At 42.0% G+C, this 22,728-nt stretch carries 19 protein-coding genes; 3 read left to right on the top strand and 16 right to left on the bottom strand.

Annotation, left to right across the window (positions count from 1 at the left end; genetic code table 11):
- Positions 1-210 precede the first annotated feature (210 nt).
- From PSH50_RS16935 to PSH50_RS16920, 4 genes are all read right to left on the bottom strand, one after another.
- Entirely contained in the window at positions 211-630 is a 420-nt protein-coding gene (locus PSH50_RS16935) for a hypothetical protein (protein WP_273586304.1), read from the bottom strand.
- Positions 631-767: 137 nt separating this feature from the next.
- On the bottom strand, positions 768-1,217 hold the full coding sequence (locus PSH50_RS16930; RefSeq protein WP_273586303.1) for a hypothetical protein: 450 nt from the start codon (positions 1,215-1,217) through the stop codon (positions 768-770).
- A gap of 94 nt (positions 1,218-1,311) precedes the next feature.
- The gene (locus tag PSH50_RS16925) at positions 1,312-1,758 is read right to left on the bottom strand and encodes a GyrI-like domain-containing protein (RefSeq protein WP_273586302.1); all 447 of its coding nucleotides are present in this window, start codon (positions 1,756-1,758) and stop codon (positions 1,312-1,314) included.
- Positions 1,759-1,867: 109 nt separating this feature from the next.
- Positions 1,868-2,170: a hypothetical protein gene (locus tag PSH50_RS16920; protein WP_273586301.1), complete on the bottom strand. Its 303-nt coding sequence runs from the start codon at positions 2,168-2,170 to the stop codon at positions 1,868-1,870.
- A 238-nt stretch (positions 2,171-2,408) separates the two neighbouring features.
- Here PSH50_RS16920 and PSH50_RS16915 point away from each other — a divergent pair, with 238 nt between their 5' ends.
- Positions 2,409-2,666 carry a phage integrase N-terminal SAM-like domain-containing protein gene (locus PSH50_RS16915; protein ID WP_004588699.1) on the top strand — a complete coding sequence of 86 codons (258 nt, stop codon included), beginning with the start codon at positions 2,409-2,411 and terminating at the stop codon, positions 2,664-2,666.
- Between the two features lie 174 nt (positions 2,667-2,840).
- Here the strand turns inward: PSH50_RS16915 and PSH50_RS16910 are convergent, their stop codons facing one another.
- From PSH50_RS16910 to PSH50_RS16890, 5 genes are all read right to left on the bottom strand, one after another.
- A complete protein-coding gene (locus PSH50_RS16910; protein ID WP_004588700.1) occupies positions 2,841-5,096 on the bottom strand; it encodes an acyl-CoA dehydrogenase in 2,256 nt (751 codons plus the stop codon).
- 265 nt (positions 5,097-5,361) lie between these two features.
- A complete protein-coding gene (locus PSH50_RS16905) occupies positions 5,362-6,390 on the bottom strand; it encodes a zinc-binding dehydrogenase (protein WP_273609858.1) in 1,029 nt (342 codons plus the stop codon).
- Positions 6,391-6,404: 14 nt separating this feature from the next.
- A complete protein-coding gene (locus PSH50_RS16900) occupies positions 6,405-7,814 on the bottom strand; it encodes a TolC family protein (protein WP_273586300.1) in 1,410 nt (469 codons plus the stop codon).
- Positions 7,807-10,959: an efflux RND transporter permease subunit gene (locus PSH50_RS16895; protein WP_273609857.1), complete on the bottom strand. Its 3,153-nt coding sequence runs from the start codon at positions 10,957-10,959 to the stop codon at positions 7,807-7,809. Before PSH50_RS16895 ends, PSH50_RS16900 begins: the two co-directional genes overlap by 8 nt.
- A gap of 9 nt (positions 10,960-10,968) precedes the next feature.
- The gene (locus PSH50_RS16890) at positions 10,969-12,135 is read right to left on the bottom strand and encodes an efflux RND transporter periplasmic adaptor subunit (RefSeq protein WP_138579069.1); all 1,167 of its coding nucleotides are present in this window, start codon (positions 12,133-12,135) and stop codon (positions 10,969-10,971) included.
- 120 nt (positions 12,136-12,255) lie between these two features.
- Here PSH50_RS16890 and PSH50_RS16885 point away from each other — a divergent pair, with 120 nt between their 5' ends.
- Positions 12,256-13,194, top strand: a complete 939-nt coding sequence (locus tag PSH50_RS16885; RefSeq protein WP_004588705.1) for a LysR family transcriptional regulator — start codon at positions 12,256-12,258, stop codon at positions 13,192-13,194.
- An 8-nt stretch (positions 13,195-13,202) separates the two neighbouring features.
- Here PSH50_RS16885 and PSH50_RS16880 read toward each other — a convergent pair whose 3' ends face one another.
- The 7 genes from PSH50_RS16880 to PSH50_RS16850 all read right to left on the bottom strand — a co-directional run bounded on the left by PSH50_RS16880 (position 13,203) and on the right by PSH50_RS16850 (position 21,334).
- Positions 13,203-14,240, bottom strand: a complete 1,038-nt coding sequence (locus PSH50_RS16880) for a GGDEF domain-containing protein (RefSeq protein ID WP_171036114.1) — start codon at positions 14,238-14,240, stop codon at positions 13,203-13,205.
- Between the two features lie 143 nt (positions 14,241-14,383).
- Entirely contained in the window at positions 14,384-15,355 is a 972-nt protein-coding gene (gene moaA, locus PSH50_RS16875) for a GTP 3',8-cyclase MoaA (RefSeq protein ID WP_138579071.1), read from the bottom strand.
- Positions 15,356-15,439: 84 nt separating this feature from the next.
- On the bottom strand, positions 15,440-17,731 hold the full coding sequence (locus PSH50_RS16870; RefSeq protein ID WP_138579073.1) for a xanthine dehydrogenase family protein molybdopterin-binding subunit: 2,292 nt from the start codon (positions 17,729-17,731) through the stop codon (positions 15,440-15,442).
- 12 nt (positions 17,732-17,743) lie between these two features.
- Positions 17,744-18,232 carry a (2Fe-2S)-binding protein gene (locus PSH50_RS16865; RefSeq protein WP_029771953.1) on the bottom strand — a complete coding sequence of 163 codons (489 nt, stop codon included), beginning with the start codon at positions 18,230-18,232 and terminating at the stop codon, positions 17,744-17,746.
- A gap of 194 nt (positions 18,233-18,426) precedes the next feature.
- Positions 18,427-19,035, bottom strand: coding sequence for a nucleotidyltransferase family protein (locus tag PSH50_RS16860; protein ID WP_138579075.1), 609 nt, complete (start codon positions 19,033-19,035; stop codon positions 18,427-18,429).
- 1 nt (position 19,036) lies between these two features.
- Complete coding sequence (locus tag PSH50_RS16855) at positions 19,037-20,056, bottom strand: XdhC family protein (RefSeq protein WP_138579077.1); 1,020 nt, start codon at positions 20,054-20,056, stop codon at positions 19,037-19,039.
- A 417-nt stretch (positions 20,057-20,473) separates the two neighbouring features.
- Positions 20,474-21,334 carry a DUF6279 family lipoprotein gene (locus tag PSH50_RS16850; RefSeq protein WP_138579079.1) on the bottom strand — a complete coding sequence of 287 codons (861 nt, stop codon included), beginning with the start codon at positions 21,332-21,334 and terminating at the stop codon, positions 20,474-20,476.
- A gap of 597 nt (positions 21,335-21,931) precedes the next feature.
- On the opposite strand from PSH50_RS16850, the gene PSH50_RS16845 reads away from it, so the two are divergent.
- Positions 21,932-22,657, top strand: coding sequence for a tetratricopeptide repeat protein (locus PSH50_RS16845; RefSeq protein WP_024032214.1), 726 nt, complete (start codon positions 21,932-21,934; stop codon positions 22,655-22,657).
- The last annotated feature ends 71 nt before the right edge of the window (positions 22,658-22,728 follow it).

Below are 22,728 nucleotides of genomic sequence, written 5' to 3'. Positions count from 1 at the left end.
AACCGACGACATTACTTGCTTCATCCTATGTATTAACTCGCTCTAATTCGAGCTAAAGTAATTATGGCTTAAAAAGTTAGGCAGGGATCAGTGCGTTTAACTTGACAGTGGGAGTCATACCAACGCCTCAATCAAAGGCAAAAAATAGTTGGTTAAAATTAGCGACGCAGGAGCAAAACCAACTGTTTTTTGTCCCGCTGAATTGACTTGTTAGAGGCACGGATCTTCAGAGCTTAAAATCTCTGCGTACCACTTTTCTTTGTAGAGAGCTTCAATTGCACCACACTCGAGTTCATCATTTAAATAAACAGGAAATTTTTCCCAGTAACTAATTTCAAGACCTCCACCAGATACTGCAATACCTCTCCTGTTTATCAATATACTCGCAACAAAATTTCCATCATCGAATGTATGCGCAACAGCTAGAACAACACCAAGGCTTGTTAGCTTACTTTGTATTTCTTTTATTTTGGTTTCTTGAGGCGAACTGTTTTCACAGTTTTGACTGATATATTTCATTGAGCCGAGTTCAACTCTACGTAAACATTTGTCGCTCTTAAATAATTCAACGATAGAAGTTATTTCAGTTTCATTTACCTTAAACCAGTCATCAACATCACTGATTTCCATATCAACACCTTCTGTACCACATCCTGATAGCAAGAATAGGGCTAGAAAAATGGTTGCTAACTTCATAGTGCCTCTAACGCCCGCGTAATAGGCGCGAGCTTGCGAGCGTCCTAATTGACGCGTTTGTTATGCGATGACTACGTATCATATTCACCGCTATCCCAAGGTTCAAAAAATGCCATATAGTTTCCAGGCAGTAATTCAACGGCCCAAACATCATCTTCCTCTTCTGGCTCTCTGGCGATTAGCCCCATTTCGATACCATTATGATTAATCGAAAATGGCTTAACCTCAATTCGCTGAAATTCAACTTTACCCAACTCATTTAGACGAGATAAGTATTTCTCTTTTCTAGCGTCTCCATCGAACGAACCTCGAGGGCCCAAAGTGTCTATTTTTGAATCTACCAAATTCCCTTCCAGGTCAAATTTGAATAATGCAATATATTCACAACCTTCAATATTTGGAAATGCTGGCTCAAATGGAGTTGTTAGAAAAAACTGGAGGCCGTCTGAAGTTCTTCCAACATGTCCCGCATGATAATCATCATGATCAATTGCAATTTTTTCTGGTTTACCTGAGTGCATTGCTCGATATTTCCTTTAGCGCATAACGCCTTGCTCACCGGAAAATTGGGAGCGCAGCGAGTAATTTTTCCGTGTGCAGCAACTTGTTATGTAACTATTGCACCGCGATATGGACTTCTATTACATTGCCGTTTGGGTAATATTCAAAGTCTGTTGAAAATAACCTTTGATGCTCACAGTTCTCATTAGAGAAGTATTCCCATACCTCTGCCCATGCATTGATGGCGATGTGAGGCATTTCCCCTTTTTGTGTGAAAACTAGATACTTACCTTTAGGAATAGTTATTTGCTCAATATCTACACCTGATGGGTATGTCTGACCATCAAAACCGGCGAGAACGGTGAACATCCCGTTATGGTCTGATTCGTAGTTGTAGTAAGCGCCGTAAACACGTTCACCATTTTTATAGTCAACAGGAATACTTTCATCGAAAGATTGCCACAATGCGGGGATTTTTCCATTTGGACTCATTTCTGTCGCATTATTCGTTCTAGTCGATATTCCGTTAATAGTTTTTTCTGCAACGATTCTTAATTCCATCACAATACTCTTGTAGTTACATAACGCTGAAGGTAACCGGCGCCGGAGCGTAGCGGAGGGAACCAAAAGCGGTACGCTTTTGGTGTCCGGTTGACCGCCTTGTTAAAAGCTACGACTTCCAGAATTCCCACCATTTCCGATCGCCTTCCAAGTTCATGTCTTTTGCTCGGTCGTAGCAAAGAGCACAGAGCAACTTTACCTGCGCCACTTCAAGAACCTGATGCGTCCACTCCCCGCTCTCTTCCGCGACAAGTTCGTTGCAGAGTGTGCACCATGCACTTGGTCGCTTTTCATCTGAATTGGCAGGATAAAAAAAGCCGTAAGGCTGTCCCTCCCGCAGACCTTGCACAATGTGCTGGCAGACAAAGGTCTCGTCTTGATTTCCGTGCTTTGGACAATCTACTTGATTCACTTGCAACCTGCTTTTAACAATTTTGTCTACGACATTTGTCGTTTTATAAACCGACAAATGTCCATATATTACAATGCATTTATCTTAACCATCAAATAAACACATGTAAACAATTAGTTAACTGAAAATTATTTTTAATCAGTGCGAAAATACACCGAAATGGTGGAGATCAGTAATATTGGACAAAACAATATGCACTGTCTATATATACAGTTAAATTTTGCTAGAGATTCATATCATGAAATCACCTTTTTTAACTATGATAGCCGAACAAATGTATCTAAAGCATTATGCTAAAAGTACCATCAAAGCGTATTTATACTGGATAGCTTCGTTTATTCGTTTTAACTCTATGAGGCACCCAACAACGATGGGAGATAATGAGGTCGAACTTTTTTTAAATCATTTAGTCAACCAACAAAATGTTGCTCCTAATACTCAAACACAAGCCTTAAATGCGTTGAGCTTTTTATTTAAAGTATGGAAAATAAACTAAACAGCTACTCTAATTGAACAAGCAAAACGACCATAAAATGAGCCACCATTAGCCCTGCCTCTATATTACACACATAAAAAAGCCCCGCTTGCTTTTAAACAAACGAGGCTCCACACTAATTTTTTAATCAAGAATAAAAGCGCCGATACAGCGGGCGCTTTGCATCATTGAATTTTATTGATTAACTACACTTTTAAGTGGGTTAACTGGTTGTGCGTTGTCATCTAATAAGTTCATGTCAAAGTCGAACTCATCAACGCGAATCGCTTTTTCACGCTTTTTGTTGTAATCAATTAGTTGCGCATGTTCATCCGCAGTAATTACATTTGCCGCTAATGCGTTATCTAGCGTAATGGCAAAACGTGTACCTGGTTTAATCGTTTTAGCGCGCAGCGCTTTTTTAACTTTGGCCAGTTCAACAAGTGATGCCATTTTAGCTTTATAAGCTTGCTCATTAATGTGATGACCGTCACCTTCTACAGGCTTAACTAAATGCGTAATTTGCGCTTTAAATGCGGTATCAAGCTGTGCTTGTTTTGCTAATTCACGAATTAAGTCGTCGCTAATTTTTGGCATTTTAGTTGAGTAGTTCATTGTTACAAAACGAATAAACTTACGAGTACCACTTGCAGGGAAGTTATCTAAAAACTTATGCAGTGCTTCTTCAGCGCTTTGCAATGCAAAACGTGTCGCGTAGTGGAAGTACGGCGCTGCTTGTTCGCGCTCGCTGCTTGCTACTTTTTGCTCGTAATACTTAATTGATGCCATTGCCGCGTATAAAAAGCTCATTACATCGCCTAAACGTGCTGATAGCATTTCAGCCTGCTTTAATTTACCGCCAAGTACGAGTAACGAGAAGTCAGCATACACTGCTAATTTTGCAGATAGTTTATGTACGGCTTTTTCGTATTCACGTACTTCTGGTAATGCAGAGTTTGCACTTGCAGTAAATGGTAAAACACCTAAACGGAACGCTCGTAAGCTATTTGCTGTGCTGTAACCAATTGTTTTACGCAAAATGCCGTTAAACTCTTTATCTGCACCTTTATCTTCACTATGGATTGATTCAACCATAGATTGTAAATAAGGGTGACAACGCATAACACCTTGACCAAAAATCATCAGGTTACGTGTAAGAATGTTCGCGCCTTCTACTGTAATTGCAATAGGCTGTGCTACGTAACCGCTTGCAAGGGTATTTTGTGGACCATTTTGAATCGCTTTACCCGCTTGAATATCCATTGCAGAGTCTAATACGTCGCGGCCAAGCTCGGTCATGTGGTATTTAGCTATTGCTGTAACAACCGATGGTTTTAAGCCCATGCCTAGGCCTTCAGTTGTCAGTACGCGCATTGCTTCTTGAAGGTATGTTTTACCTGCAATGTCTGCTAGTTTTTCTTGAATACCTTCAAATTGACCAATTGCTAAACCAAACTGCTCACGCACTGCTGCGTATTCAGATGCTGACTTAAACGCCACTTGTGATGTACTTACACCTAGTGCAGGTAATGAAATACCACGCCCTGCGCCTAAACAGCTAACTAGCATTTGCCAACCACGACCGATGTTTTTCTGGCCGCCAATAATAAAGTCCATTGGTACAAATACTTTGTTACCACGTGTAGTACCGTTATAAAAACGAATACCCATTGGGTCATGGCGGTTGCCAAGCTCTACACCTGGGTGATCTTTAGGAATAAGCGCACAGGTAATACCTAAGTTTTCTTTGCCGCCTAGTAAACCTTCTGGATCCACTACCTTAAATGCTAAACCAAGTACCGTAGCGATTGGTGCCAGTGTGATGTAACGCTTATCCCATGTGATCTCAAGGCCAAGTACTTCTTCGCCGTTGTACATGCCCTTAGTTACAGTACCAATATCTGGAATGCCACCTGCATCAGAGCCTGCCTCTGGGCTTGTTAATGCAAAACATGGAATATCTCTGCCGTTTGCTAAACGCGGTAAGTAATGCGCTTGCTGCTCTTGTGTACCAAAGTGCAGTAATAATTCACCTGGGCCTAAAGAGTTAGGAACCATAACAGTTACCGCTACTGCTGAGCTTTTTGTCGCAATGGTTGCCACAATAGTCGAGTTTGCATAAGGGCTAAACTCTAAACCGCCAAACGATTTAGGAATGATAAGCGAGAAGAAACGCTCTTTTTTCAAAAATTCTAATATGTCATCTGGTAAGTGAATACCGTTTTGAATAACTGAATCGTCAATCATGCCTAGTAGCTCTTGTACTGGGCCATCTAAGAATGCTTGCTCGTCTGCACTTAGGGTAGCAGCCGGCACATCGCGTAGTGCGCTAAAATCTGGCTTACCTTGATAGATAGACCCTTCTAGCCACACATCACCCGCGTCTAGCGCTTCTTGTTCAGTGATTGAAATACTTGGTAATACTTTTTTTAATTTTGTACGTAAACTCATGATTGAACTCATCCGACCAGATAAATAATACCTACATTACGTCATAAAAATCAGTTTAGATCAATTACTCTATTCAATTAATTAACAGTTTTTTCAATTTATTTTCTTTACGGTGACGTAAACTGTTGAAACTAAAAGGCTTACACTTGTGCGCTGAAATACCTCTATTTGGCAACAATTAATCCCCATACTCATAAAAAGCTATTTTTTAGGCATAAAAAAACGCAGCCACATGGGCTGCGTTTTAAAAATAAGATAGGCAACGTTAACTACTTATTTGCACAACGTGTTTGCCTGTAAAGCCACCCGCTATTTGGTTATTTAAGGCAGCACTGACTGAGTCAGCAGTAAAGTCAACCGCAGTGATTGCCGGTGTTTTAATATCGCCCGATAGCGCGCCTTCAAGCAATAAATTGCCCATAAAACTTAAGCGCTGCTGTGCACATAAACTATTGGCAAGCCACGCACCACCAATAGACACCACACTAATATTAGGCGCTCGGTGGTACATTAAATCCTGATCAAAATGAGGCAGCGAGTTTAAACACGCGATACGCCCGCAAAAACGCATTAATTCAATATTTCGAAGCGTTGATTCACCGCCCATAGTATCAATTACAGCGTCAAACCCTTGCGGGCCAAGCTCGCGGCGAATTTTGTCGCGTAACTTTTTGTCGTTATAATCAAATACCACATCGGCACCTAGCTGCTTTACCAGTTTGTGATTACGCTTTGAAGCGGTGGTAAATACATCGGCACCGCGTTGTTTAGCATATTGAATGGCAAACTGCCCTACCGCACCAGAGCCACCTTCGATTAGGATTTGGTCGCCCTCCGTAATGGCAATTTTATCTAAGCTAATAAGGGCGGCCATACCAGCGCACGGTAACGTAGCAGCCTTTGCAGGGCACAACCCATCGGGCACAACCGATACAGCAAAGTTAGGTACCGTGGTGTATTCACTCAGTACCCCTTGCTTATCTATATTGGCATGCCACATTACTCGTTCGCCAACCCCAGGAAACACACCTTTGTTAGCTTTAACTACCACACCAACGGCGTCTAGGCCTAAAATATGAGGGTATTGCCACTTACAAAATCCCGTTTTAGCAAAATAGGCATCAGCAGGATTAAGGCCTACATACTCAAGCTTTACCAACAATTCGTTGTCGGCGCACTCGGGTATATCAACCTCAACATCTTGCAAGCGTATTTGCTCATCTGGTTGTGATAAAACAATAGCGCGCATTGTTTGTAAGGGGCTGCCTTGATGTGATAATTCAGTATTGCTCATTCAATTAACTCTACCTATTTTGTACTGCTCAGTGCATAGCTCCATTGGCCGTTAAATGCCTGATAAGCATTCACTTTAGCAAGCAATGTAGCAATAGTTGTGTCAACAGCGTTTTCTTGTGCCATTAAAACATCCTGGCGTGCATCTAACAACTCTAAGTACGGTATTTGGCCTTCTTCGTACATCGCCTGTGCTTGTAAAAATGCTTTATTTGCAAAGCCATAGCGCTGTTTAGCATAACGCTCTTGCTGTTGTTGATTGACCAACATTTGCAATGAAAGTTCACTTTGAGTCACCGCATTTAATACTATTTGCTGATAGTCGCTGTAGGCAGCTTCACTTAAAAACAGCTGTGCGTCGCGCTGGGCAAGGAGTGCGGGGTAACTTAATATTGACCATTGCAATTGGGGGGCTACTTGCCATTGCTGATCAGTATTTTTTAAGCCCGTGCTGTCTATGCTTACTACGCCTGCAAAGGCTGATAAGCTAATATCAGGTAGTAAGGCTTTACTTGCCGCCACACTTAAGCTGTTGGCTTGGCTAAAATCATACAATGCACGGCTTATATCAGGGCGCAGGGCAATGGCGCTATTGGCATTTTTAAGCGCAACGCTAAAGCTTTGCTCCAGCAGGTTTTGCTCATTGTCTATCGCAATGTCTTGCGCAAGCTTACCTGTAAGCACCGCTAAAGTTGATAAGTCGCTGTATTTTGCATACTCAATAGCGGGCATTAGGGCTTCTTGCTGCCTAAGCTGTGCCATAGTACGGTTTAGGTCAAGCTCGTTGGCAACGCCTTCATCTACACGTGCTTGAAGTACCTCAATGCTTTGCTCTAATGCGTTAATTTGCATGGCTATAATGTGTTGTTTTTCAACATTACCTTGATAGCTTACAAAACCTTTAACAACAGACGATACCACTTCAATTTGCAGTGAACGTACTTGCTCTGCTTGGCTCATGGCCGATGCATTTGCAGCATCAACCAAAGCAGTAATACGGCCAAATAAATCTAACTGCCAATCAAGCGCTATGTTAGCACTCGATTGACGGTCAAACACACTCGGTGCATCGCTTCGTGCTGCGCCAATATTTACCCCGCCTTGGGGTAAATATTGCGCTTTTTGCTCACCAAGTCGGGCAAGGGTACTTTTAAGCGTTAATTGGCTTGTTTGCAAATTGTAGTTATTGGCAAGTGCGCTATTAACCAAAGCATTTAGCTGCTTTGACTCTAACTTGTGCCACCAATTTGTTTCATCTGCAATGGCAACATTGCTGGCAATATTTGCTTGAGCTACAAAATCGTTAATAGCGTTTTGCTCGCTTTGTGTATCTATTTTGCTAGCGCAACCAGATAAAAAAGCAGCCACTAACACAGCACTTAACGTTAAGCGCGTTTTGATAGGTTTAGCGATTAAATTAGTCATGCGATAACCCCTTTGCTTTTTGCTGCTTTTTCACAACTAACATGTAAAACACAGGTGTAAATAATAAGCCAAACACCGTTACCCCTATCATGCCTGCAAACACCGCGTTGCCCATTGCGTGGCGCATTTCGGCGCCGGCACCGGTTGCAAGTACCAAAGGTACAACCCCAGCTGTAAAGGCAATTGAGGTCATTAATATTGGGCGTAAACGCATACGACACGCCGCTAATATTGCCTCAAAGTGCGTTAACCCACCGCCGTGTTGGTCGCGGGCAAATTCTACCATTAATATGGCGTTTTTAGAGGCGAGTGCCACCAGTACAATTAATGCAATTTGAGTAAATATATTATTGTCTGAGCCTACAAACCACACACCTAATAGTGCTGAGAAAATAGTCATAGGTACAATTAATATTATGGCCAGTGGCAAACGTAAACTTTCGTACTGCGCAGCAAGCACCATAAATACAAGCAACACAACTAATGGGAATACATAAACCATGGTGTTACCTGCAAGTACTTGTTGGTACGTTACTTCTGTCCACTCGTACTCAATACCTGTTGGCAGGTTGTCGGCTAATATTGTTTCAATAGCAGTTTGTGCCTGATCAGAGCTATAACCGGGGGCTGGGCTGCCGTTTAGTTCTGCACTTGGGTAACCGTTGTAATGCATTACACGGTCAGGTCCTATTGTTGGTGTAACTGTAAGTACCGAGCCAAGCGGCACCATATTTCCTGCACTGTTACGTACTTTTAGGTTAAGGATTTGCTCAGGATCAAGACGAAAATCAGCATCAGCTTGCGCATTAACCTGATAAGTACGACCAAACATATTAAAGTCATTCACATACACAGAGCCTAGATATATTTGTAATGCGTCAAATACTTCATCAAGAGGAATACCTTGAATAAGTGCTTGCTCGCGGTCTATATCAATATCCATTTGTGGTACTTGAATGCGAAAGCTTGAATATAAGCCCATTAACGCGGGATCTTGCTGCGCCTTACCAATAATGGTTTGCAAACTATTAAATAGTGCATCAAAGCCTTTATTTGCTCTATCTTCAATTTGCAGCTTAAAGCCACCTGTTGTGCCTAAGCCTTGAATTGGCGGTGGCGGAAATACAGCTACAAACGCTGCATCAATAGCTGCAAAACGCTGATTTAACTGCGCGGCAATTGCCATCGCTGATTGACTAGGGTCGGTACGTTTATCAAAGCTCTCAAGTGGCGTAAATACAATGCCGCTATTTGGGCTATTAGTAAAACCGTTTACCGATAAGCCTGGAAACGCCACGGTGTGTGCAACGCCTGGTACTTCTAATGCTATTTTTTGCATTTGCGAGAGCACATCTTCGGTACGGTCTAAACTGGCTGCATCTGGCAGTTGCGCAATCGCAACTAAATATTGCTTATCTTGCTGTGGAATAAAGCCACCGGGTACGGTATCAAACAATTTAATTGTACCGCCCACCAGCGCAACATAGGCCACCATAACAATAACGCTCATACGTATAAGCTTTTGTACCAGCTTTTCGTAGCCTTTAGCACCACGGTCAAACACGCGGTTAAACGGTTTAAATAACCACGCACCAAACAGTTTATTAAGTAAACGCGTGAATGCATCTGGTTTTGCATCGTGCGACTTTAATAATAATGCCGATAGCGCAGGCGACAGGGTTAAGGAGTTAAACGCCGAAATAACAGTCGAAATAGTAATTGTTAGTGCAAATTGCTTATAAAACTGACCCGATAAACCGGTAATAAATGCAGTAGGAATAAATACCGCACACAGCACTAACGCTATCGCAATAATTGGCCCGGTTACTTCGCTCATAGCAACACGTGTTGCCTCTAAAGGCGAAAGCCCTTGTTCTATATTTCGCTCTACGTTTTCAACAACAACTATCGCATCATCAACTACAATACCAATTGCCAGTACCAAGCCAAACAGCGAAAGAGTATTAATAGACACGCCTAGCCATTGCATTACAGCAAACGTTCCTATTAACGAAATTGGCACCGCAATCAATGGAATAATAGACGCGCGCCACGTTTGTAAAAATACAATAACCACAATTACAACTAATACAATGGCTTCAAGTAGCGTTGCTATAACCGCATCTATTGAACCACGTACAAACACAGTGGGGTCGTAAACAATGTCGTACTCAACCCCTGCCGGAAAATCTTGTGATAAACGCGCCATGGTTTCGCGTACTTGATCGGATAGCTCAATTGCATTTGAACCTGGGCGCTGAAACACTGGCATTGCAAGTGCTGGCTGGTTATCAAGCTCTGCACGAAGTGCATAGGTATCTTGGCCTAAATCAACACGGGCTACATCAGACAAACGCGTTAATTGCCCCTGTTCGCCCACTTTAATAATGACCTTTTCAAACTCTTCAACACTGTTTAAACGCCCTTTTACGTTTAACAAAATTTGAAATTGGCTGTCGTTAGAAATTGGCTGTGCACCTAAGCTACCCGCTGCAACTTGCTGATTTTGCGAGCGCAAAGCAGCCACAACATCGGTGGCTGTAAGCTCACGCGCTGCTAATGCATCTGGGTTTAACCAGACACGCATAGAGTACTTACCACCACCAAATAAACGAATATCGCCTACACCCGGTAAACGGGCAATTTCATCTTTAATATGAATGTCGGCATAGTTAGATAAATACGCTGTGTCGTGGCTGTTTTCAGGCGAGTATAAATGCACCACCATGGTTAAATCGGGTGATGATTTTTCGGCTACTACACCTAAGCGCTGCACCTCTTCGGGCAAACGTGGTAATGCACTGTTTACACGGTTTTGTACTTGTACTTGTGCACGGTCTAGGTCGGTGCCTAATGCAAACGTTACCGTTAATGTCATGCGGCCATCGCTGGTACCTTGCGAAAACATATACAGCATGTTTTCGGTGCCGTTAATTTCTTGCTCAAGCGGCGTTGCCACAGTTTGCGCTATAACGGTAGGGTTAGCACCTGGGTAATTTGCTGTTACCACAACAGTGGGTGGCACAACTTCTGGGTATTCACTTACAGGAAGTTGAAACAGTGATATACCACCAGCAATTAAAATAACCAACGACAGCATGGCTGCAAATATTGGTCGCTGAATAAAAAAGTGTGAAAATTTCATCGATAAACCTTATTGCTTAGCCATTAACTGGGCGTTGTCGTTTGACAGTGTAAAGGCAACCCCATCGGTATCAATTGTGACTGTATTAGGCGAAATAGGCATACCTGGGCCTACACGTGCAGGGCCATTTACCGCAATAATATCGCCTTCGTTTAGGCCAGCAGTAACAGCGCGTAACGCACCATAGCGCTCGCCTACTTCTATTAATTTGTATTCAAGCACGTTGTTTTCGCCAACGGTTAACACAAAGCGATTTTTTAAATCGGTGCCAATAGCACGCTCAGGAATAATTACTTTTTCGCTCACTTCGTTTGCTGCCAATTTAACGCGAGCAAAAGAACCTGCACGTAATTGATTGTTATCTTGTTCAAATACCGCACGTACACGTAAAGTACCCGTTGCTGAATTAATTTGGTTATCAATAAAATTAATATAGCCTTGGTAAGCAAACTCTTTTTGCCCTACTTTTTGCATAACAACTGTTTGGCGGCTTTGTGCGGTTACATCGTTAAAGGCGCTATTCCAAGTACGCTCATCAACATCAAAGTAGGCATACATCGCTTTATTAGAAACAATTGACGTTAATACACTTTGACCCGCTAATACGTTATTACCTTTGGTAATATTTGCGCGTGAGATAACACCATCAATCGGCGAAACTACTGATGTAAATTCTAAATCGAGCTTTGCAGAGGTAAGCTGTGCTTGCAGCGCTGCCAGTTGTGCTTCGCGCTGGCGAAGCGTTGAGGTACGCGCCTGTGCTTGTTCTGTTGAAATAGCTTTACGTTCTAATAAGCGCACTGCTCGTTTGTCTTCACTTTTAGCTTGTTCAAGTGCAGCTTCTGCGCTGTGTATTTGCGCTTCTAGGCTTGCTACAACTGCTGCAAAAGGGCGCTCGTCAAGTTGAAACAACACATCGCCTTGCTTAACAACATCACCTTCTTTAAATTCAATGCTATCAATCACCCCAGATACACGCGGCATTAACGCAACTTCTTGCGGCGATTCTAAACGCGTGGTGTAGGTGTGCCAGCTTTGTACTGGTTTAATTAAAACTTGTGCTACATCGATAGGTTGTAATTGTTGTTGCTGCGCATTTGGTGCGCTCTCATCGGCACAGCCCGCTAAGGATAGAGTTGCCGCAGCTAATGCAGCAGCAATTAAATGTTTATTCATGAAGACGCTCCTTTATTTATTTACCTGGCATGTTACGGACTATACTTGCGGACAAAAACCATAGATTTATAAATTCATTAATGCCAAAATGGCATCAATAGCATTTATTAGGTGATCATAATGGATACAACAAGCCGGCTTTTAATGCTGCTTGAAGTGGTAGAACAAGGCTCTTTTGCCAAAGCTGCAGAAATAAGAAACATAGACCGCTCTGTTATATCTAAACAAATCAGCCGGTTAGAGGACGAGCTAGGCGTTAGGTTATTAAACCGCACCACCCGTTCGTTTTCGTTAACGGCGGCGGGCGCAGAAATGATTAAAAAGGCGTCAGAGCTAAGAGAGCTACTTGGTGAAACCGTACGTATGGCCGAAAACTACCACTTAGAGCCACGCGGTGTGTTAAAGGTTACCTCGTCAACATTAATTGGTCGGCGTTATTTACAACCTGTGCTTAACGACTTTCAAAAACGTTTTCCACAAGTAGAAGTAGAGCTACGTTTAGACGATAGGCTAGTTGATATTGTATCTGAAGGGTTTGATTTAGCATTTAGAATTGGTGAGCCTAAAGACTCCTCATTAATTGCCCGTAAAATTGCCCGTAACAGGCTGCTTATTGTAGCCGCCCCTGAATTTATAAAAACCTATGGTATGCCACAAACCATAGAAGAGCTGGTGCAGTTACCCGCTGCAAGTTATGCAAGTAACGCTATGCGCGTAGAAACCATAGATTACTACGATAGTAAAGGTGAGCCGTGCGAGCTAAAAATAAAAAGTGTGTACAGAGCAAACGACGCTGAAGTACTGCTAATGAAAGCTATTTCAGGGACTACCTACTTTGTTGCGCCAGCATTTATTATCGATAAAGAAATTACACAAGGTCAATTGGTGCCCATTTTAACGGATGTTAAGTTAAAAGAGTTTAGCCATATGTATGCGGTGTACCCACACAGAGACTTACCGGTAAGAACACGTTTATTTTTTGATGCAGTGAGAGAATACCTAGGTAAAGACAAACCAATTTGGGAAAACAACATCCCAAATTTTGAGCAAATGTACTAGCCTCGTACTTAGGCTAATTGAGGCTTTTCAATCAGGTTGGCATTTGCTTGAAAGTAAACTTTATTGCGGCCATATTCTTTTGCTTTATAGAGTTGTTTATCTGCTTTAATTACAAACTTTTCAAGCGTGTCGCCTTGGCGATACTTAACAACGCCGATACTGGCAGTTACATTTATTTTTAGCCCATCAATCTCAAATGCCGTATTGTTGAGTTTTTCTCTTATGGTTTCGGCCATTGCCAATGCATCACTTTGTGACGCAAAAGAGTGAAGTAAAGCAAACTCTTCCCCGCCCACTCTAAATACATACCCTTTTGCCAATACAACCCGTAATAAAGTGGCGACTTCAATCAGCACTTTATCCCCTACTGCGTGGCCATGGGTGTCGTTAACTTGTTTAAAAAAATCTAGGTCGAGTAAAAACAAATAAAGTTGCGACTTATCTTTAAGCTCTACTGCAAAGTAATGGTTCATTGATAAACGGTTTGCAGCCCCAGTAAGTGGGTCTAACAAGGCCAGATTTTTCAGCCGTTTAGACGATAAAGCACGGCTGCCTTCAAATACATGAGAAATGGCCCAAATGCTGATATAAACAAAGGCAAGATTTACACTGAAGTTAAGCGTTGTTAGAGGAAGTTGCGATGCTTTGGTTAATAATATGGCTCCCTGGAGTACAAACAACAAAGCCGATAATACAATGCCATAGCGCTTACCTAACAGTAGGTAATACAACACAGGTAACGCAAACGACCACACATACAAACCATTTATTGGCTTTGCTAAATAATTACCTAATACAATAACAAAGGTGACAAATATGCACATAACAACAGATTGCCATACTTCGAGTGCGTGTGTGTTTAAGCGGTGGTAGGTGTAGGCACAAAATACAGTGAGCGCTATTTCTAAATAGCCTAATAACGCAAAGTTATTTAAAAAAATATTAAACGCAGCAAAAAACAATGAGACAAAACCAAAACACAAGCACATCCATTTCAGAACGTTTCTTCTTAATGATTTAGTACTACTAAGTGCTGCTATATCCATTCAAAAAACTTAAAATAATAAAAAATTCAGTGTAACGCTAAAATTAAATATAACAAGTAGCTAAACAGGTAAAAACAGTCATTTTATCAAACTGTGTAGCGAAAACAGTAAACTCAGTAGCGAATTACACTACATTTACGCCTTTACCCACCTAACATAGATAAGTTTGTAGTGACCCCGGTGTTACCTTGGTGCAATAAGTGCGTTGGTTTTTTTGTTTTTATATAACGCGCTAACTGATCAATTAATGCCTGATTAGTGTTATCACTCATGTATTCTCTAAGTGATATACCCTGCTCAGAAAACAAACATAAATGCAGTTTCCCCAGTGATGAAATTCTTAGCCTGTTGCAGGTAGCACAAAAGTCACTACTGTAAGGCATTATTAACCCTATTTTGCCTAAATAATCAGGATGGAAAAACTCTTGCGCAGGCCCCGCCGTTACATCGCGTATAATGGGCTGCCAACCAGCGCGAAGCAACTGCTCTTTTATGGATTGACCTGATATATGGTTAGCATCAAAAAATGCTTTATTGTCGTTTGTTTGCATTAGCTCAATAAAACGCATCGTTACGGGCCTGTGCTTTAAATACGCTAAAAAAGGTTCAAGGGCACGGCCATTGTACTGTTTCATTAGTACGCTGTTTATTTTTACTGAATCTAAGCCGCTCTCTAGGGCCGTGTCTATTCCTTTCATAACCGTGGCAAACTTATCATTGCCGGTAATGGTATTAAACATACGTGGGTCTAGGCTGTCGATGCTAACATTTATTGCATTGAGCCCAGCGTGTACCCAATCTTTAACATGTTTATGCATCGAGTAACCATTTGTAGTGGCGGCTATTTTGGTAATACCTTGGGTGTCTTTTGCCGCACGAATTACATCTATAAAATCTTTTCTGAGGGTTGGCTCACCGCCAGTAATGCGTAACTTTGATATGCCATGATGAGCAAAGGCGTTTACGGTGTTGCTAATTTCGTTAAGTGAAAGGAAGTCTCGGTCGTGATCGCATTGATAACCATCCGGCAAGCAATACACACACTTAAAATTACATACATCAGTAATAGATAAACGCAGATAACTAAATTTTCGCCCTGCTGGGTCGACTAGCATAAAAAAGCCTTTAACATTTTAATAATTCATCGCTAAGTTCAAAGCACGTAAAGCCTGTGCCTTACGCGCTTTGTTAGCACTTAACTAGGCCGTAAGACCTGCTTTAAGCTCATTGGGTTTCATGGGTAAATTACGTAACCGCACACCAACTGCATTAAATACCGCATTTCCAATAGCTGGCGCAACCCCAATTACTCCAGGCTCACCTAAGCCCATTGGAAACTCATCACTTTGTACAAACTCTATGTCCATATCGGGCACATCTTGCATTCTAAGTGGTAAGTAAGTGTTAAAGTTAGTGGCTGCTACTTGTCCGTTTTGGTAATTATTTGATTCATGTAACGCAAGGCTTGTGCCCCACAATAACGAACCTTCAAGCTGGGCTAGTGCACCATCAGGGTGAACAATTAAACCTGCATCTACCACGGCGTAAAGCTTCTTAAGCGTAATTTTGCCATCGCTTTTATTTACGTGCACATGGGCTGCTGTGGCAATCCACGCTGGCATATTACGCTCTTGGCCTGAACTTACTGAGAAACCAATGCCTTCATTTTCACCCAGCTTAACATTTGCGACCTTCGCTGACACTTTTTTAAGTACCGCATTTAAGCGCAGCGCTCCGCCTACGCTTTCAGGGGCTTTACCTGCTTGTTTACCTTTGCCATCGAGCATTGATAAACGAAACTCAACCGGATCAATCCCTTGTTTGTGCGCTATTTCGTCGATAAAAGACTCTAAGCTCCATGCAATCCAGCCAGGGCCTACCGAGCGAAGCCAACCTGGGGTAAATGTGCTTTGCGCTAATTCGTTATTAATTGCGCGGGCACGGTGGTTATCTATGCTGTACCAGTGATCGGCTCCAGAGGCTGAAAATGCATCAAACTTACCTTTGCCATCAACCCCTGGTGATAAAAAGCCAGGTGCCATTGCTTTTGTTGGCCAGCCTGCTGCAAAAGCATGTTCCATTGCACTAAGCTCGCCATTTTCATTAAACGAAGCAGTTAATTTAGCTGTAGAGGCAGAGCGTGATTGATCAAATAAGCTATCGTCGGCGCGCGTAAATACCAGTTTTACGGGTTTGCCAATCGCTTTCGCTGTTAATGCTGCAGGCACAGTCCAATCACCAAATAAACGACGCCCAAATCCACCGCCTAAATAATAAGGGCGAATAATAACGTTATTTTGTTCAACCTCTAACGCCTTGGCCAATGCAGGTAGTGTTAAAGACTGCCACTGATTACCGGTATGGATAATCCACTTGTCTTGTTTAAACTCTGCCACTGCGTTAAGCGGCTCTAATTGATAATGGCTTGCTGTTGCTGTGGTGTACAGTGACTCAAGAGACTGCGTTGCCTCAGCCTGCATTTTAGCGGTATCACCTTCATTAACAAATAAGGTGCCAGCGCTGCTATCGTTACATAATTTTTCGCCTAGGGATTGAATATCGGCCTCTGTAACATTAGCTGTTTGCCCTTTTTTATAGGTTACTTTTAGCGCATCTACCGCTTTAATAGCACTGGGGTAATTGTCAGCTAAAACCACCACCCAGCCTTGTACGGTATTACTCGGGTCGTTTAAAATCTCAAACCCTTTATAGCCTTTTATTGTTTTTGCAGCGCTATCGTCCACCTGTGTCACTTCGCTACCATAGCGTGTTGGTGGGATCACAGGGCGCGCATACACCATGCCTTCAAGCTCTACATCTATACCGTATACGGCAGTACCATTTGTTTTTGCCGGAATATCAAGCGCTTTAAAGTCTTGTTTTAAACCCGTTAAGTGGCGTTTATTGGCAGGCTTTAACGGCAGTTTTGCAACTTCTTCACTGCTAAAGGTACGGTTAAACTCACCATTTTTAACAATATCGGCATAACTGAGCGATTTATCGCCTGCAATTATACGCCCTTTGCTCGCGTGGCACTGCTCAGGTTTAACCCCAAGCATATTAGCCCCTGCATCTATAAGGGCTATACGCCCCGCAGCGCCAGCTTGTGAAAGCGGCTTAAAGCTTTGAAACACCGACCACGAGCCACCTGTAACCATGTAGCCCCACTTTTCGTGCGTATCTACATACGTGATTGATACTTTATCCCAGTCGCACTCAAGCTCATCTGCCACAATACGCGCTAAGGCGGTGCCTACGTGTTGGCCCATTTCAGCTTTGGCAATACTAACGACTACTTCACCTTGCTGGTTCATAGTCCACCAAATTGTGGGTGAAAACGATTGTTGTGCAATCGACTCTTTGGCGCTAAGTTCACCTGAAAATATTGCCGGAGCAAATGCCATAACCAGGCCAGCAGTTGCTGTACTAATCATAAAAGAGCGACGGTTTAAGTCTACGGTTTCGGTATTTTTTTGAAATAGTTTTTTCATTGTCGGCTCCAGTTACACGTCTAGCTCTTTGGGGTTAAACATTTGTACTGCACTTTGCGATTCATCAGCTGCACGTTGTATAGCCGATTTAATACGCTTGTACGCCATACAGCGGCAGTAGTTGCCATTCATATGATTTACTATTTCTTGATCTGTTGGATTTGGATTGTCAGCTAATAACGTAGCAGCTTGCATAATTTGTCCAGACTGACAGTAACCGCACTGAGGTACTTGCTCATCTACCCACGCTTTTTGCAGCGGGTGCGCGTTGTTAAGCCCTTCAATGGTCGTAATGTTTTTTCCTGCCACTGCGCCCACGGGTAATACACACGAGCGCGTTGCTTGCCCATCTAAATGCACTGTACATGCACCGCACATAGCAATACCACAACCAAACTTAGTTCCTTTTAACCCTATTTCATCGCGAATAACCCACAGCAAAGGTGTATCTGCACTTGCTTGCGATTTAACCTCTTTGCCATTAACTGTAAACGTCACCATAGCTTGCCCCTTCATTAAGCCTAAATAAAATTAAAGTAACGCATGACCCATACACGTTACTTTTTATACCACCGTACGTTGAAACTATTACGCTTTGCATTGCAGCGCACATTTAAAATGCGCGCAGGCATAACTGTTAAAAATCTAATCTCGTTTTAAACGTTTAACCTAAAGTTTAGGCTATATTTTTTAGTTTATTCGCTTACAGTTAGGTTGTTGTTATTATTAATAAACTGCTTTAATTGCTGTTGAGTGTCGATATCTGTGCTTGCCTGCTTAAGTAAAATGGTATTAACGTCAACCTGTGTATCGCGCAGTAAATGTTGAGCGCCTTTATCGCAATTTAGCGCTGCGAGTGTTTTAAAATCACAGGCAGGAAATACAGCAGGTACGCCAAGGCGCTCGCCATAATCAGCGCACCAGCGCGACGGGTTGTTGTTAAAATGAGTAATTAAAGTATTTATGTGTGTAGCACTAAGCTCAACCTGATCCGCCAGCATAAATAAAATCCCCTCTAATGAGTGCGCCTTACTTATAGTGTGTGTTGCCAGCGCAATGGATTTTCCTAAGCCTATTTGCCAGTGTGGGTTATGCAGTATTTCAACATTTTTATAGCCACGTAACGCGTGTTCAATTTGCGCATGCCAAGCACCGCTAATAACGTATATGGGTAATGTGTCATCACCTTGTAAGGTATCTACGGCGCGGCAAATCATTGGTTTATTACCTACATCGGCTATAAGCTTACAGCCGTTAAAGCGCGACGATTGCCCAGCGGCTAAAATAACCTTTGCTATGCGCACCTTAGTTGCCCCAATTACTTAACGATGTAGCATCTTTATTAGCAAATACCGCATGAATTTCGCTAATGAGCGATAAAGCTATGCTCTCTGGCGAGTCGCCTCCCAAATTAAGCCCAACAGGACCAAATACAGGCGCTACTACCTTATTTACCGTTGTATTTGCATGTTCAAACACTTGCGCTCGGCGATGTGCAGGCCCCAGTAATCCCATGTACTTTAGTTGGCTTTGCTCAAGTGCGGCTAACGCCTGTGAGTCAAGCTCTACACTGTGGGCCATTAAAACAGCGGCATCCACTTTGTGCTGTTCGCAAAATTGTTTAAGCTGCGCAGCTGGGCAACGCAAAATATTATCGGCCTGCTTAAAGTAGTCTCTTTTAGCATTTGCAGCTCGGCTATCCCATACACTTACCATCCACCCGAGTTGTTTAGCAAACGCGTATACTGGTATCGCATCAGCGCCACCGCCAACAATTAATAAATGTGCGCTGGGGTAAATAGCCACTTCTAAACGTTGGACTTTATCTTGCTCTAAAAGCGCTGCTTTGCGGTTTAAAGATAAGTTGTGCTGCTGCGCCACAGTTTTAAAAACGCCAGACCCCTTTGCCACCAAAGGTTTAATTTGCTGTGTGTAGTGCCCCGATTGCTTATTTTTAAGCGCATTAAACATGCTATCTAATTGTAAGTATTCGTTTTCACTATTAACGCTTTGCAAAATAATATGCACCACACCACCACAGCCAATTCCTAGCTGAAATGTTAAGTCGTCTTCATCGGTTGCATCGTAGGTAATAGTTTTAGAGTGTAATGAGGTCATAACCTGTTTGGCGTGGCGCTGAATATCAGCCTCTAAACAGCCACCCGAAAGCATGCCTAAGCGCTGGCCAAGGCTCGAAATAAGCATCATCGCGCCCAATTTTCGATAGCTAGACCCTTCAATTTGGTACAAGGTTGCGAGCACCCATTGTTGTTCATCACGAAGCGGATACCACGTATTGAGCATTCCTTTTAAATCAGTAACCATAAACTGCAGCCATTACAAACCTTAATATGCGCGCGTTTTAATTATCACCATGGTGTCGCTTTGCTTCATTTGTTAGATATAACGAGGATAATCAAACAACAAATAAGTGAGAAGCGTACGTGATATATTTTAAAATCGATCAGATAGGACGTTATTAAATATGAAATATTATCTTAGCATTTATCGAGGGCGAGGTGACCTGTGTGGATTGAAATTTTTCACTCTAGGTGCAATTAAATCGCCTTCAAAGGCTTTGCCCTGACTAAAAACCAAACGCCCTGTTGTAAATTCATCCACCGCAGTACGCCACGCCCTAACTTCCTTAATAAGCGTATAATTTATAAAATGTTACACATGCTTAATTAGCAAACAATACGTTAGCTTTTTGGCTAATGCGAGCCTTGGCTTAAATAAGCATTAATCTTCAATTAAATCGGTGAGCGTATTAATTAGCTCATCAAACTCATCATTTACACTCTCGCGTTGCTGCTCACTCAATGTGGTATTTAGTTCAATAAGTAGGTTTACATAGAGCGCTAAGTTTGCATCATTACTGGCTAATAACTCTTCGCTCATATACGCTTCTCGCTGTGTAATTACATAGCTTAATTGTTTTACAAATTCAGCCTCACTGAGCGCTTTATTTAAAAGTACTTGCTGCGCTGCATTTAAACGCGTTTGCTTGTACTGATGCCAAAGTAATGAAGAGTCATAATGAGCATTGTTAGCTTGGGTAATAAGCTGCGTTTGCACAGGGGTTAACTTTCCTAGCCATTGTTTGTAGTAATCGAGCTGCCTTTCTAGGCGTTCGCTTTTGCGCTCCTGCGCTGTTAATTCAGTAAACTCTTCGTATTCTTCGTTAATTTGCGTTTGGATATTAGCAATAAGCTCTTCGCGCTGCGCATAAGAAAGCGTAAGCCCTAACTGCGCGAGCGGTATATGCGCATGTTCAAGAATGTTTTGAAAATGAGCTCTGGCCAATACCACTTGCGACTTTAATTGCTGATAGTCTAACTGCTGATTAAATAACCCTTTTAGATTTAGTATATCTTGCTTGTAGGCGGGTAATTGCGTGGTGCGGTGCCACTGCTGGGTTGTGTTAATAATACTTTTGAGTTGCTTGTTTTGCTGCTTATTTAGGTCAATGTAGTCATCTACCCAAAACGATGAAAGCCACGTTAAGTTATTATAAGTAAACGAAGCCGAACAACTACACAAAAATAGCAGACTGAGCGCAATGGCTACGCGCGAAACTTTTATATTTTTTATTTTAAACATGAAATCCTCAACTAACGCTTTCTCTCAAACTTTCACATAAATACGCAAAGATGTTAATTTACTTTAATTGATAATAATTATTATTTACTGTTGACACTCCGTCAAATCTAAATAATAATTAATCGCATAAATAAAGTGTAACGACCTCAGTGCCCAAGGAAGAAATACAGCATGGATGCTGACATTTTGTTTTAAGCGCGTGACTGCTTAATGGCTATTATTTACTCGACCCAAGTAATAGCATAAAAGTTCATCTCTACTTGCTACATTGCTCATATTAGTGACGGTTAATATGACATTAAAAGCGCAGGCTTTGGCTTGCGCTTTTTTACTGCTTTAAATTTTCTGTAATATCTGTATCTTACGCTTATAAACAGCGCATTATTAGCAATATAATTGCTTATTTAAGCTATAATTACCACAACAGCTTGGCTAAGTGTTAAACGAGCATATAATCACCAAAGCGTTAGTATTTCACTTAACCCCAAGCACTTGCACCATTTTATACGTGGCTATTAAATAGTAAGTACAAAGTGTTGCAATAAAACAGGTTTTTATACATACACATTGCAACTATTACCTATTGGAGACATGGCTATGTCACAGTTTAATTTAAAAGCATTAATACTCACTGGCGTTTTGCTTTCAAGCCCATTTGCACATGCAACTCTTGAAGACGGTATAAGAGCTGCCAACGAAGGCGAGTTTGCGACGGCACTAAAAGAATTTGAATATTTAGCTGATAAAGGCTTTGCCCCTGGTATTTACGAACTAGGTAAGCTTTACGAGGGCGGCTATGGTGTTACACGCGACTACTTTAAAGCGGCAGAGCTTTATAAAGAAGGCGTTAAAAAAAATCACGCTGACTCAATGTTTGCGCTAGCGGTTTTATACGATGAAGGCAAAGGCGTAAAGCTTGATAAGCAAATGGCGGTTACGTTATTTGAAAAAGCAGCGAAAAAAAACCTCCCCGCCGCACAATTTAATTTAGGTGTTATGTATGCAAATGGCGAGGGCGTAACGCGCGATTATAAACAAGCCAGAACGTGGTACGAAAAAGCCGCTGCTAATAACTACTCACTGGCGCAATTTAATCTTGCGCTCATGTATTTTGAAGGCCTAGGCATGCCAAAAGACTTAGAGAAGTCGTATGTGTGGAACACCATTGCAGAATACAACGGCAACATGCAAGCAAGCCATAGCCGCAAGCTAGATGAGCGTAAAATGCTACCTAAAGAAATAGAAGAAGCAAAAGAAAAAGCCGACAAAATCTACGAAAAAATACTCGCAGGCACGTACGCCGGTGAAGGTCGCTTATTTTAATTTGCGCCTAGCAAAACCTAAGTGTTTAACAAGGGCAAATGCATCTCGCATTTGCCCTTTTTTATACCAAT

Source organism: Pseudoalteromonas sp. Angola-7, assembly GCF_028599255.1.
GTDB classification, from domain to species: domain Bacteria; phylum Pseudomonadota; class Gammaproteobacteria; order Enterobacterales; family Alteromonadaceae; genus Pseudoalteromonas; species Pseudoalteromonas atlantica.
This window is presented reverse-complemented; position numbering and strand designations above follow the sequence as displayed.